Origin of the sequence: Psychroserpens sp. SPM9 (genome assembly GCF_025153525.1) — a bacterium.
Classification (GTDB): domain Bacteria; phylum Bacteroidota; class Bacteroidia; order Flavobacteriales; family Flavobacteriaceae; genus Psychroserpens.
This window is the reverse complement of the sequence record NZ_JANZNR010000006.1, coordinates 298,298-312,073: the sequence shown is the minus strand read 5'-3', so window position 1 is coordinate 312,073 and position 13,776 is coordinate 298,298. Positions and strand designations below refer to the sequence as shown.

At 34.9% G+C, this 13,776-nt stretch carries 13 protein-coding genes and 1 tRNA gene; 7 read left to right on the top strand and 7 right to left on the bottom strand.

Features of this window, described 5'->3' with window-relative positions:
- Nucleotides 1-665 (top strand): T9SS type B sorting domain-containing protein (locus N4270_RS13745; RefSeq protein ID WP_260097910.1); only part of this gene is annotated, 665 nt, incomplete at its 5' end.
- A 350-nt stretch (nt 666-1,015) separates the two neighbouring features.
- Here the strand turns inward: N4270_RS13745 and N4270_RS13740 are convergent.
- Nucleotides 1,016-2,533 (bottom strand): OmpP1/FadL family transporter, encoded by a 1,518-nt coding sequence (locus N4270_RS13740; protein WP_260097909.1) that lies wholly within the window; start codon nt 2,531-2,533, stop codon nt 1,016-1,018.
- A 38-nt stretch (nt 2,534-2,571) separates the two neighbouring features.
- Nucleotides 2,572-3,663, bottom strand: a complete 1,092-nt coding sequence (locus N4270_RS13735; protein ID WP_260097908.1) for a hypothetical protein — start codon at nt 3,661-3,663, stop codon at nt 2,572-2,574.
- A 100-nt stretch (nt 3,664-3,763) separates the two neighbouring features.
- Here N4270_RS13735 and proS point away from each other — a divergent pair, with 100 nt between their 5' ends.
- The 3 genes from proS (at nt 3,764) to rpsT (ending at nt 5,727) form a co-directional block, all read left to right on the top strand.
- Nucleotides 3,764-5,242 (top strand): proline--tRNA ligase, encoded by a 1,479-nt coding sequence (gene proS / locus N4270_RS13730; protein ID WP_260097907.1) that lies wholly within the window; start codon nt 3,764-3,766, stop codon nt 5,240-5,242.
- Nucleotides 5,243-5,374: 132 nt separating this feature from the next.
- Nucleotides 5,375-5,446, top strand: a tRNA-Glu gene (locus tag N4270_RS13725).
- Nucleotides 5,447-5,472: 26 nt separating this feature from the next.
- Nucleotides 5,473-5,727: a 30S ribosomal protein S20 gene (gene rpsT, locus N4270_RS13720; protein WP_260097906.1), complete on the top strand. Its 255-nt coding sequence runs from the start codon at nt 5,473-5,475 to the stop codon at nt 5,725-5,727.
- Nucleotides 5,728-5,881: 154 nt separating this feature from the next.
- Here rpsT and rho read toward each other — a convergent pair whose 3' ends face one another.
- Nucleotides 5,882-7,543 carry a transcription termination factor Rho gene (rho, locus tag N4270_RS13715; protein ID WP_260097905.1) on the bottom strand — a complete coding sequence of 554 codons (1,662 nt, stop codon included), beginning with the start codon at nt 7,541-7,543 and terminating at the stop codon, nt 5,882-5,884.
- 231 nt (nt 7,544-7,774) lie between these two features.
- Here rho and N4270_RS13710 point away from each other — a divergent pair, with 231 nt between their 5' ends.
- The gene (locus N4270_RS13710; RefSeq protein WP_260097904.1) at nt 7,775-8,185 is read left to right on the top strand and encodes a DUF4293 domain-containing protein; all 411 of its coding nucleotides are present in this window, start codon (nt 7,775-7,777) and stop codon (nt 8,183-8,185) included.
- A gap of 77 nt (nt 8,186-8,262) precedes the next feature.
- Here N4270_RS13710 and N4270_RS13705 read toward each other — a convergent pair whose 3' ends face one another.
- Complete coding sequence (locus tag N4270_RS13705; RefSeq protein WP_260097903.1) at nt 8,263-8,757, bottom strand: metallophosphoesterase; 495 nt, start codon at nt 8,755-8,757, stop codon at nt 8,263-8,265.
- Nucleotides 8,758-8,859: 102 nt separating this feature from the next.
- Here N4270_RS13705 and truA point away from each other — a divergent pair, with 102 nt between their 5' ends.
- Together truA and N4270_RS13695 are read left to right on the top strand one after the other, a co-directional pair.
- On the top strand, nt 8,860-9,600 hold the full coding sequence (gene truA / locus N4270_RS13700; RefSeq protein ID WP_260097902.1) for a tRNA pseudouridine(38-40) synthase TruA: 741 nt from the start codon (nt 8,860-8,862) through the stop codon (nt 9,598-9,600).
- Nucleotides 9,601-9,608: 8 nt separating this feature from the next.
- Nucleotides 9,609-11,375 (top strand): ABC transporter ATP-binding protein, encoded by a 1,767-nt coding sequence (locus N4270_RS13695; protein ID WP_260097901.1) that lies wholly within the window; start codon nt 9,609-9,611, stop codon nt 11,373-11,375.
- Here N4270_RS13695 and N4270_RS13690 read toward each other — a convergent pair whose 3' ends face one another.
- Genes N4270_RS13690 through cdaA form a run of 3 tightly spaced genes read right to left on the bottom strand, consistent with a single transcriptional unit; the run spans nt 11,376 to nt 13,763 of the window.
- Nucleotides 11,376-12,176 carry a DUF3667 domain-containing protein gene (locus tag N4270_RS13690; protein ID WP_260097900.1) on the bottom strand — a complete coding sequence of 267 codons (801 nt, stop codon included), beginning with the start codon at nt 12,174-12,176 and terminating at the stop codon, nt 11,376-11,378. It lies immediately after the preceding gene.
- 9 nt (nt 12,177-12,185) lie between these two features.
- On the bottom strand, nt 12,186-12,980 hold the full coding sequence (locus N4270_RS13685) for a DUF3667 domain-containing protein (protein WP_260097899.1): 795 nt from the start codon (nt 12,978-12,980) through the stop codon (nt 12,186-12,188).
- Nucleotides 12,981-13,763 (bottom strand): diadenylate cyclase CdaA, encoded by a 783-nt coding sequence (gene cdaA / locus N4270_RS13680; RefSeq protein ID WP_260097898.1) that lies wholly within the window; start codon nt 13,761-13,763, stop codon nt 12,981-12,983.
- Nucleotides 13,764-13,776: the final 13 nt, after the last annotated feature.

The window sequence follows — 13,776 nt, the reverse complement described above, 5'->3', positions numbered from 1 at the left end:
TAAGTGCGACAGACTATAGTTTTGTATGGTTCTTTAATGGGACTGCCATTGCAGGAGCAACAGATAGCAGTTATATGCCAACACAGGGCGGCAGTTATAGTGTAACGGTTACAGATGTGACGAGCTCTGTAAACACGATGTGTGAGAGCAGTGATACGACAGAGGTTATAGAGAGTAATCCACCAGAGGTTACAGCCACGGTTACTACCGATGCCTTTGCAGACACGCATGTTATTGAGGTGAGTGTATCAGGTGTTGGTGATTACGAATATAGTTTAGATGATGGTTCTTGGCAGGACGAGCCTGTTTTTGTAGATGTCTCATTGGGGACACATGTGGTAACAGCCAGAGATAAGAATGGTTGTGGTCAGGCGAGTGATGAAGTTATAGTGATGGATTATCCAAAATTCTTTACTCCAAATGGAGATGGCTATAATGATACATGGAACATTAGCGCAATAAATAATCAACCAAGCGCAAAAATTTATATATTTGACAGATACGGAAAGTTACTCAAACAACTCAGTCCGACCGGAGATGGTTGGAATGGAACCTATAATGGGAACCCGATGCCAACAAGTGATTATTGGTTTGTTGTAGAGTATAACGAGCCTAATACAGGTAGCCGTAAGGAATTTAAAGCCCATTTTACCCTGAAAAGATAAATGTAATGGTCTTATAAAATAATATTTAAAAGCTATACAGAAATGTATAGCTTTTTTTATGGTTTTGAGTAGCTATAAAGCTATTCGTTTAATGAAATTATCGGTGAAATATTTTTTTGTCTACCTCTATGATTAGTAATAATAATTTGAAATTAAACAATTTAATACGTGTAAGTTATTAAATAAACATAAGTCGTTTTGCAACTATAATCATGATTAGTTTGATCTAATTATATTGGATAAAAGATTTGTTATAGCAACTAATTATCAGGTTGTAATGTAGTAATACCAACAACAAAAAAAGCTGAACCTTTGAGTTCAGCTTTATCGTATAAAAAGTTTGTAATGTGTTATAAGTTAAAACCTAAAGTGAGCGTAATGTTAGAATTACTAGTATCTAAAGTAGCAGCATCAGTTAAACCAACAGCATAGAGTTGATTGTTAACTGTGCGTTCGGCTCTGTCGTAAGTTAAGTCAAGTTTGGTGTTTCCAAAGTTATAACCTAGTCCTAAAGAAAAACCGGTTAAATCACCATAAAAGGTGTCATCTTCATACGGACTTTCCTCAAATCGATAACCACCTCTAAAACTAAACTGTTTGTGTTTAAACTCTCCACCAAATCGGTAAGTATTTGCTATTTTAAAAAGGTCATCCATGATTTCATTTTGTGCGGCAAAAAAAGCATCAGAGGTTGGTTTAAATTTTGTGTTTTTATAATTCCTTCTGGAGTAATCAAAACTTAATAAACCTTGCTCTCCAAATACATAAGCTAAACTTCCTGTTATTTTTCCAGGAGATTGTAGTCTGTAACTTGGAAAAATATTAATAATGTTCGGATTTATAAACGACGAAAGATTACCACCACCATCATTTCTAATAGTAGAGATGCTTTGAGAAGTTTCTTCAGTTATTGTAAGCCATGTTGGCGAATTATAGGTGAAACCAGCTCTAAACTCTTTAGTGAGTTTTAGAATGGCACCCAACTGAAATGAAAACCCGTTTCCAAGGGTAAGTAAATTATTATCAAAACCAACATCAGTAACTAAAGATCCTGCATTAGAATTTGATTCATCAAAAGAGGTAAACCGTTCATAGTTTAAAAAATGAGTATTTAGATTTATACCTAAGTACAATTTATCTTCATATTGAGCAGCTGCATTAAAACTTAGCTTTCCATTGTATCCTCTAGCAACGTAATTGTAGCTCTGGTTAAACGTACCAGGTGCAATATTAGAGGTGTAAGCCGTGTTGTCATCAGTATTGCTTTCAGGTTCTAAAACAAAAGATTCGTATCCTAAAAACGCTTGCTGATTTCCGAAGCCATAAAAAGAACCAATTTCAGCATACGCTTCCGATATGGTTTCACCTGGAAAAGCTGAGATTTCATCTAATCGTAGACCTTGAGCATAGGCTAAAAAATAATTATCAATAGAATTGGTGTTTTGTCCTGAAGCAAACCATTGGTCATCATAATTAGCTGTTTTATCATAAGCAACACTTAAAACAAACTTTTTCCATGATGCATTTTCATTGTTGTTTGAAAATACAAATGCAGCACCAGCCTGATGTAAATCTATTTTTGAGTCGGATGAGGCACTTCTTCCATTAAAAAAACTCACATCATTATCAATGTTTAAACTTGAAAGAGATACTGAGGCGTGACTTCTGCTAAAAATTGCTGATCCAGCTGGGTTGATGCTAACTGCCGACATATCGCCACCTAAGGCTCCAAACGCACCACTTAATGCTCTAAATCGGGCCGAACCTTGAACTTCATCTTGAGAAAATCTGAGGGCATCAGATATTTCCTGAGCCATAACATTGGACATAGATAATACACCTATGACTAGTATAGTTAACTTTTTCATATTAAATTTTTAAAACTTTTGAATTAAATAATACTGAATTATCCTCTTCCTCCAGATCTGCTACTTCTACTTGACGATCTTGATGTTCCAGACGATCTGCTTGAGCTACTCGAACTCCTTGTAGAAGACGAGCTTCTGCTACTTCTGCTAGGTGTCGAAACTCGGCTATTAGACCTGGTAGTATTAGAACGTGTTGTTGTCGTAGAACGATTCGTTCTTGTTCTCGTAGATCTGGTATTTCTAATCGTTGAATTTGAACTATTGGTCCTCGTTCTTGTCGATCTCGGCGTAACTCTGGTATTAGAACGCGTATTAGTGCTTCTAGTTCTAGTTGTACGAGGGTTAAATCGTGTATTAGAATTAGAACGCGTAGTACTTAATGTACGTCTTGTATTTGATCTATTTGTAAGAGCAGCGCTAGAAGAGTTTCCTAATGCGCGACGTGTTGTTATTGAGCGTCTTCCTGTGTTTGCAACGGCATAATTTCCATTTCTGCCATAGACGTTAGAACCTCTTCTGCCATAATTGTAAGCAATATTATTTCCATAAAATGAGCCTCCATAGCCACCATAACCATAGTAACCAGGTGGACACCAGAAATTGTTATAACCGTAGCCAAAATAAGGATTCCATCCAATGAAATTTCCATATCCCATATAACCCCAGCTTAAGGCACCCCAAGGTCTATTCCATCCAAATCTAGAGTATCCATAACCATATCCGAAGCCCCAAGGGTTATACCAACCCCAGTTGTTCCATCCATAATTTGAATAAATATTGATAGAGACCTGATCGCTATCTTGTCCCCAACCCGCATATCCAGTTTGGACTTCTTCAGAAGGTTGTTCGTCATAATCTCCTACATAAGAATCTATATCGGTAAATATAGCGCTACCATCATCTGGTATTTCGTCATATTGTGATGATTTTTCATCAAAGTAATCTTTGTAAATGCTATTGTCCTCTACTGGGGCATTGTTTGTTTCTTCATACACTACTGCATCGTCACTGTAAATACCATCATTATCATAACCAACATATTGGTATGATCCACAAGAAGCAAACAAGAAAGGTAAGCTTAGTGCAACAATAAATGGCAATTTTGTCTTTATGTAATTGTTTAATTGCATATCTTTTGATTTTAATTGTTGAACATTACAAAAATAGTTAGTTTTGCTGAACTATTTTTTTATTTAACATAATCACAAACTTTGTGCCAAAAAGCAGATAATGAGTAAAAATCTTACAAGTAGAGCAGAAGACTATTCGAAATGGTATAATGAATTGGTCGTAAAGGCTGATTTAGCTGAGAACTCAGCAGTTAGAGGGTGTATGGTAATTAAACCTTATGGCTATGCTATTTGGGAAAAAATGCAGGCAGAATTAGACAGAATGTTTAAAGAAACAGGACATCAAAACGCCTATTTTCCTCTTTTTGTACCTAAAAGTTTGTTTGAAGCTGAAGAAAAAAATGCTGAAGGCTTCGCAAAAGAATGTGCTGTAGTGACTCATTACAGACTTCAAAATGATCCTGATAATGAAGGAAAACTTCGAGTAGACCCTGAAGCCAAACTAGAAGAAGAACTTGTAGTGAGACCTACAAGTGAAGCTATAATATGGAATACTTATAAAGGTTGGATTCAAAGTTATAGAGATTTACCGATCTTAATTAACCAATGGGCAAACGTTGTACGTTGGGAAATGAGAACACGCTTGTTTTTGCGTACTGCAGAATTTTTATGGCAAGAAGGGCATACAGCGCATGCAACAAAAGCTGAAGCTCTAGCTGAAGCAGAACAAATGAATGATGTTTATGCAGAATTTGCTGAAAACTTCATGGCAATTCCTGTGATAAAAGGTGTCAAAACGGAAAGTGAACGTTTTGCAGGTGCTGTAGAAACCTATTGTATTGAAGCACTAATGCAAGACGGAAAAGCTTTACAAGCTGGAACTTCACATTTCTTAGGACAAAATTTTGCTAAAGCATTTGATGTGAAATTTACTAACAATGAAGGTAAATTAGATCATGTTTGGGCGACATCTTGGGGTGTTTCTACGCGATTAATGGGAGCGTTAATTATGACGCATAGCGACGATAAAGGTTTGGTGTTGCCGCCAAATTTAGCACCTTCTCAAGTCGTTATTGTTCCTATATATAAAAATGACGATCAATTAGAACTAATTACCGAAAAAGCGAATGGAATCATCAAAGCATTAAAAGGACTTGGTATTTCTTGTAAGTTTGATGCCAGAACGACGCATCGTCCAGGCGCTAAATTTGCACAACATGAGCTACAAGGGGTGCCTTTACGAATCGCTATTGGACCTAAAGATTTAGAAAATGGAACCGTTGAACTGGCGAGACGTGATACCTTAACTAAAGAAATTATTGCTTTAGATGATTTGGTAGCAACAGTAAGTTCGCTTTTAGAGACCATTCAAATTGATTTATTTAAGAAAGCATTAGACTTTAGAAACTCACATATTACCGAAGTTGATGATTTTGAAACTTTTAAAAGTGTTTTAGAAGGTAAAACAGGGTTCGTTTCAGCACACTGGGATGGAACACCAGAAACCGAACAAAAGATAAAAGAGTTGACAAAAGCAACAATTAGGTGTATTCCTATGAATGTTGAAAAAGAGGCTGGAGTGTGCGTATACTCTGGAAAACCATCAACAAATCGTGTGTTGTTTGCTAAAGCGTATTAATTTTTTTTTAAAAAAGTTTATCTAGGTGTTGCAACATTTAAAAATAGTTGTATTTTTGCATCCGCAATGAGTAATTGCATGTTCATTTGAAAAGAGACTTAAATTTAAGTTTCTAACTGAAATAACTCAAATGGCCCGTTCGTCTATCGGCTAGGACGCCAGGTTTTCATCCTGGTAAGAGGGGTTCGATTCCCCTACGGGCTACAATTTTTTAATAAGAAAGAAATACAATGGCAAATCATAAGTCAGCATTAAAAAGAATAAGAAGTAACGAAGCTAAACGTTTACGTAACAGATATCAGCACAAAACAACTCGTGGTGCTATCAAGAGATTACGTGATATGGAAAAAGAAAAAGAAGCAAAAGAATACTTGCCTTCAGTTATTTCTATGATTGATAAATTAGCAAAAAACAATATTATCCACGATAATAAAGCAGCTAATTTAAAATCTAGTTTAACAAAGCATGTAGCTTCCCTAAGCTAACTAGAACTTAAAATTAAAATTATAAAGGCTTCTCTATCGAGAAGCTTTTTTTGTTGCCTATAAGATGTTCAAATGTTAATGGCGCGTATTTGAGAAATAAAAAAGCCCTAACCATTTTTGGTTAGGGCTTTTATTATTTTTTAAAGGCTTTTAGTTATCCGTTCATAGAAACTAAAAACTCTTCGTTGTTTCTTGTTTGTTTGAATCGGTCATTAATAAACTCCATCGCTTCAACTGGATTCATATCGGCAAGGTATTTACGCATCACCCACATTCTTTGAATGGTAGTCTCATCTAATAAGATGTCATCACGACGCGTACTCGAAGATGTCAAGTCAATAGCTGGGAAGATTCTTCGGTTCGAAATCTTACGATCTAATTGAAGTTCCATATTACCAGTTCCTTTAAATTCTTCAAAAATCACTTCATCCATTTTTGATCCTGTTTCGGTTAAGGCTGTAGCGATAATAGTTAATGACCCACCATTTTCAATATTTCGGGCAGCACCAAAGAAACGTTTTGGTTTATGAAGCGCATTGGCATCAACACCACCACTTAATATTTTACCTGATGCAGGTTGTACGGTATTGTAAGCTCTTGCTAAACGTGTGATAGAGTCTAAAAGAATGACCACATCATGACCACATTCAACGAGGCGTTTTGCTTTTTCTAATACAATATTCGCAATTTTAACATGCTCATGTGCTTCCTTATCAAAGGTAGAAGCAATCACTTCACCGCGAACATTACGTTGCATATCTGTAACTTCTTCAGGGCGTTCATCAATTAATAAAATCATTTGATAAACTTCAGGATGATTAGCCGCTATAGCATTGGCAACATCTTTTAAAAGCATTGTTTTACCAGTTTTAGGCTGCGATACAATCATACCACGTTGTCCTTTTCCGATAGGAGAGAACAAATCCATAATTCGAGTAGATATCGTGCTTTGTTTTTCGGCAATATTGAATTTTTCTTGTGGAAATAATGGTGTTAAGTGTTCAAAAGAGACACGATCTCTAACAACTTCTGGTTTTTGACCATTAATTTTACTGACCTTTATTAAAGGAAAATATTTTTCACCTTCTTTAGGAGGTCGTACATGACCAAGAACAGTATCACCAGTTTTTAATCCGAATAAACGAATTTGGGACTGCGATACATAGATGTCGTCTGGTGATGATAAATAGTTATAATCTGAAGACCTTAAAAAGCCATAACCATCTTGCATGATGTCTAAAACACCTTCGCTTTCAATGATGGCATCAAACTCAAAATCGGGTTCTCTGTAACGGTTACGATTGTCTTTATTACCGTTATTTTTGTGTTGATTACCATTATTTTCTTTAGAACGTTGATTGTTCTGCTTATTGCTATCATTCTTCTGACGATTATTTTGCTTGTTGTCATTAGAACTTTTAGAACGGTTATCGTTGTTCTGGTTGTTTGATTTAGAATTATTATTTCTAGTATCTTTTTGCTCATTAGAATTTGATTTAGAAGACTTATCGTCTTTTTTATCATCTAAATTCATTTTTTGTTGAGCCGATTTGTCGTCTTGCTTTTTCTCAACACGAGCTCTTGGTTTGCGCTGTTGTGGCGCTGGCTTTTTTTGCTCTGCTTTTTTTTCAGGAGCAGGTTTTTTTGCAGCTACAACTTCTTTTTTTACAGCTTCAGGATTGGCTGCTTGTAAGTCTAATATTTGGTAAACTAGATCTAATTTTTTTAACGAACGGTATTTTGGTACGTTTAGTTTTTGAGCTATCTCCTGAAGTTCAGGAAGCTTCTTTGCTTTTAATTCGGAAATTTCGAACATGTATATGTATACTAATTAAGTTTATTCTTTGAAATGGATTCGTTTCTTACTTTTCTCTTTTTCTGAAAATTATAAATGAAGGGAAAATTTGAAAAAAACCTGAAGATTTAACCCTCTGCAACTCTGAGCGTAACAGAACGTTATTGCAATAATACAATTTTATTTTTAAAATTTAATATAACTTTTAAAAAAGAAACTATTAATTTTGTGCTTCGTTAGAAATAATAAGAAATGATTCAACGCATACAAACACTATATCTTTTATTATCGGCTCTGGTATCTGCTGGTTTAATATTTGTATTGCATTTATGGACAAACAGTGCCGATGTTCCCGTATATGCTAAAGATGAATATTTATATCTCGGTTTGTTTTTGGGATCTGCGTTATTATCTTTAATTTCGATTTTTAGTTATAAAAACAGGAAGTTTCAATTTGTTTTGGGACGACTTAATATCATATTAAACTTTATTTTATTAGGATTTTTTGTGTATCAATTGCTAATACCACCTGGAGAGAGTCACATCTCAGAGAAGGGTGTTGGGATATTCATACCTATTTTATCTATCGTATTATTGGTGTTAGCCAATAAAGCCATAAAAAAGGATGAAGACCTTGTAAAATCTGTCGATCGATTACGATAAACCCTATTATCTTAATTATTTTAGTGCGTAAGCCCAAGGTGAAGATCTTGGGCTTTTTTATGTAAAAAAATATTGAACTATCGCTTCGGAAATTCGATCACTTCAAGATTTTCAATTTTATTGCCATCTATTGTAAAACGCAACATGGTTCTAATTTTATGAAATCCATGTTTGCCAACAGCACCAGGATTCATATGAATAAGGTTATAGCGCTTATCTGGCATCACTTTCAATATATGGGAATGGCCGCTGATAAAAATACGTGGTGGATTCGCTTTTATCACATCTCGTGTTCGACTGTTATATTTTGGCGGATAGCCTCCAATATGTGTGATCCATACATCAATATCTTCACACATAAACCGGTTGTTTTCTGGAAATTCTGTACGTGCTTTGGCATCGTCTATGTTTCCGTAAACAGCACGAAGGGGTTTTAATGCCTTAATTTTATCGGTAACTTGTAAATCACCAATATCACCTGCATGCCAAACTTCATCGGCTTGTTTTACGTATTTTAAAATCGCATCATCTATATAACTATGCGTATCAGAAAGTAAGAGGATTTTAGTCATGTTTGCTTTCCGTAGCCACGGAACATGTTTTAATTATGTTAATGTAAGATGATAACCATCAAAACTATTTATCTTTGTGTTTTTACAAAAATAACATTTCTATTGCGGTTTTTTATCGAATTATCATATAACGGAAAAGCATACCATGGTTGGCAAAATCAGCCCGACGCTATCTCAGTACAAGAGGTTTTAGAACAGGCATTATCAACGCTTCTAAAACAAACTATAGTTGTCGTTGGAGCGGGAAGAACCGATGCTGGTGTTCATGCCTCACAGCTTTTTGCGCATTTTGATTTTGAATCAGTATTGCCTGAGAATTTTGTATTTAAGCTCAATTCTTTTCTTCCTAAAGACATTGCAATACACGCTGTTTTTGAAGTTAAAAGCGATGCTCATGCACGATTTCATGCGATAAGCCGAACCTATCATTATAGAGTTTCGACACGTAAAAATGTGTTTACTTATGATTTTTCTTATGCCTTACAGAAACCTTTAGATGTGGACCTGATGAATAAAGCTTGTGAAATACTATTGCAGTATAATGATTTTCAATGCTTTTCTAAGGTGCAAACAGATGTAAAAACGTATTATTGTAAACTCATGCAAGCCGAATGGTTGATTGAAAACGATGAATTAATTTTTATCATTAAAGCCGATCGCTTTTTAAGAAATATGGTTCGTGCAATTGTAGGAACTCTTATAAATATCGGCTTAGGAAAAATAGAATTAGAAAAATTACATGACATAATAAAGTCTAAAAGTAGAAGTGAAGCTGGGTTTTCGGTACCAGCTCAGGGCTTATATTTGGTTAATGTAGATTATTCAACAGACATAAAACTTTAAAATATTAAATGGAAAACCAAAAGAAAAAAGTTTTTGACCTCACCTTGTTTAAGCGCTTATTACAGTACATTAATCCGTATAGGTTGGTGTTTTTTGGTTCCTTACTTTGCGTGATTGGTCTAGCTGTTTTTGGGGCTTTGCGTCCTTGGGTATTACAAAAAGCCATTGATGAAAATGTAAAACCGCAAGACTATGATGGGTTTTTAATTTATATAATCATCATGCTCGTGCTGTTGCTATTAGAAGTCGTAAGCCAGTTGTTGTTTATTTATTATGCTAGTTGGTTAGGGCAATCTGTTGTGAAAGATATTCGGGTAAAACTATACAATCATGTATTGCGTTTCCGAATGAAATATTATGATAATTCTTCAGTGGGCGTTTTAATTACCAGAACGGTTACCGATATGGAACGTATTGCAGATATTTTTGGTCAAGGGCTATTTATGATTTTTAGCGATATTCTGAAAATGCTGGTTGTAGGTGGAATGATGTTTTACATGAATTGGAAATTAAGTCTTATTGCTTTTGTAACCATGCCCATTGTATTATTTGCCACTAAGATTTTTCAGAAATACATGAAACGCGCTTTTGAAGAAGTACGAACCGAAGTCTCTAATTTAAATTCATTTGTGCAAGAACGCGTTACAGGTATGAAGATTCTTCAATTGTTTACAAGGGAAGCTACCGAATTTAAAAAATTCAAAGAAATTAACGAACGTCATAAAAAAGGCTGGCTAAAAACAGTCTGGTATAACTCTGTGTTTTTTCCTATTGCAGATTTATTATCTTCAATAACCTTAGGAACCATTATTTGGGTTGGCGGAATTAGTGTTGTATTTAGCAGCACAGCTAGTGAAGGCGAATTGTTTGCCTTTATAATGTATGTACCTATGTTATTCAGACCCTTAAATCAGATTGCGAACAAATTCAATACGCTTCAAATGGGAATGGTTGCAGCAGACCGTGTATTTAGAGTCTTAGATACGACCTCACAAATTGACGATTCTGGTTCTGAAATTGCAACCGAATTTAAAGGAGATATTTCGTTTGAAAATGTTCATTTTTCTTATGTAGCCGATGAAGAAGTGCTTAAAGGCATTTCGTTAGATGTAAAAGCTGGAGAAACGGTCGCTATTGTTGGTGCAACAGGAGCTGGGAAGTCGACTATCATTAATTTACTGAATCGTTTTTATGACATCAATGATGGGATCATTGCTATAGATGGCACTGATATTAAAAAGATGACCTTACAATCGTTGCGATCGCAAATAGCTGTTGTTTTACAAGATGTATTTTTATTTGCTGATACGATTTTAAATAACATCACACTGAAGAATCCTAATATTTCTGAAGCCCAAGTGATTCAAGCGGCTAAAGATATAGGAATACACGAGTTTATTTCCAGCCTTCCTAATGGGTATCATTACAATGTTAAAGAACGCGGATCGATGTTGTCTTCTGGTCAGCGTCAACTCATTTCATTTTTAAGAGCTTATGTGACCAATCCAAGTATTTTGGTGCTTGATGAAGCGACCTCTTCGGTAGATTCCTATTCGGAACAATTAATACAAGATGCTACCGATAAAATTACTTCAGGCCGAACGTCGATTGTGATTGCTCATCGTTTAGCAACGGTTCAGCAAGCTGATCAGATTATAGTCATGTCTGCGGGTCAAATCGTCGAAAAAGGCACACATGAAGAGTTATTAAAAGTAGATAATGGGTATTATAGAAATCTCTATGAGGTTCAGTTTTTGAAAGCGGAAGCCGTATAGTTAGGCTTTTGCTGCTTCCATCGCTGCTTTTTGTGCTTCTATTAATTGTTGTAAATCGCCTGTTAAATACATCACAATAAGCATGATGATGGTGAAGATTATAAAAACAATACCTAAAACCACTCCAAAGAGAAGGGTTCTTAAGAGTATTTCTCCGAAGCTAAGTTGGTAGAGACGTTTAAAGATATACGCCGCATAAAGCATCATAAGTGGCAGCATAACCATGCTCATGTGGCCTTGTGAAATCCCAAACATAGCACCAATGACAATTATAAATGCCGTTATAATTGAGGCTTGAGATTGCCAATATAGTAATACGACAAGTAATTCGGTGTAATTAAACTTATTTAAGCCTACAAACGTTATACGTGCTATAAGTGCATATATTGGGATGTAAAGCATCATAAAAAAGGACATGTATTCTTGAACAAAGCTCATGTTTTTTCTTTGAAATTCTTCTTGACCTTCTACGGCAAATGCTGAAAAATCCATCGCTTCAGGATAAAATTTACTCAAGATTAAAATATACAAACCTGTTAAAGTGAGGGCTAAACCAAAATAACTTATCGGATTCACATAGCGTTTGCGAACGCCGTCAATATAGCCGCCAATCACGACTTCTGGGATTTTAAATAGATCGATTAGTGTTCGTAATAGTTTATTGTCATAATTAAAGAAGGTTTCACTAATGTGTTCAAATAAGTTTTTGAATGTTAGTCGGTTTCTAATAATTTTTCCACCGCAATGATTACAGAAATCACTTTCTGCAGGAAGTTCGATATGACAATTTTTACAGTTCACGGGTTCAATTTATTTAAGAAATTTCAGATATACAATTCCTATAATTATTCCTAAAGTTAGAACGATTAAAAACATAACACCTAATATAGCTAAGGATAACAAGAAACGTAAAAATATGGTGGTTACCCGTAACTTGTAGATTCTATAAAACACAAATCCGTAATAAAACAGATACAGCACTAAAGAAATATTAATTAATACGTTTACATTAAGGTTTAAAACAGCAAAAATTAAATAAAGGAAAAAAGTAAATACAACATATTGAGCTGTTAAATAAGTGTTTACCACCACGTGTTCGATGTAATTTAATAGCTTTTCTTTTCGAAAAGCAAAGTAAGTCACAATGGCTGTAAACGGAATTCCTATGATATATACTAAACTTTGGTATTCGTTTATAAATGCCAGATAGTTGCTCATAAATTTTTTAGCCTCAACTCTTGTGTTTTCTGGATACATGGCAAAATAGTTTCCAAAATCTGTATAGGCAGCAGCGAAAAAATCGGGGTAAAATTTATTTAAAATAAAAAGTTGTAATCCTAAAAGTGTCAATGAAATTGCTAAGTACTGTATGACATTTATATATTTTTTTCTGGTGCCAGTAATATAGCCGTGAATAACGCTTTCTGGTTTTCTAAAAAGATCAAAAAAGGTAATTAGGAATTTATTATCATAGCTTAAAAACTGCTCACTAAATTCGCTAAACAGGTTTTTGGTTGTCAGTCTGTTTTTAATCACTTTTGCGCCACATTCATAGCAGTAATGTTGTTCAGAATTGAGAAGCGTATCACAGTTTTTACATGTCATTTACGTCAGGTCTTTAAAAAGTAATGTTGTAAGTTCGGCAGTATCTTCATACATCACAAATTCTCCGTTTTTTAAATAGGAAATCTGACCCGTTTCTTCACTTACCACTAAAGCTAGGGCGTCTGTTTTTTCGGTAATCCCTACAGCGGCACGATGTCGTAAACCAAAGCGTTGCGGAATGTTTTTCTCGTTATTAACAGGAAGAATCACACGTGTCGCTTTTACCACATTATCTTCAATTATAATGGCGCCATCGTGTAGCGGACTATTTTTAAAGAAGATACTTTCGATAATGGGCTGAGTGACTTTAATGTTCATTTCATCACCTGTATTGGTCAAAAAATCCAGATTGTTATTACGTTCTAAAACGATAAGCGCACCTGTTCTCGATTGACCCATTTTATCACAAGCAGCAACAATGGCGTGAATATCGGTTTCGGTTTCGGCTTCGGTTTTTAAAAATTTCATCTTTTTGAAAAACTTTCCACGACCACTTAAATTTGTGGAACCAACCATGAGCAGGAATTTTCGTATTTCTGGCTGAAATACGACGATAAGCGCTATGATTCCTACTTTAATAAAACCATCAAAAATGCGATGCAGCATGTACATATTTAAAAAATCTGTAACGCGCCACACCAGATAGATGATAATGATACCAATAAAAATATTAACGGCAACTGTACCTTTAACCAGTTTGTAGACATAGTAAAGCAAAATCGCGACTAGAAAGACATCGATAAAGTCTATGATTCCAAAATCCCAAAATTTGAATTTTTCCAAGTTAAAGTGGTTT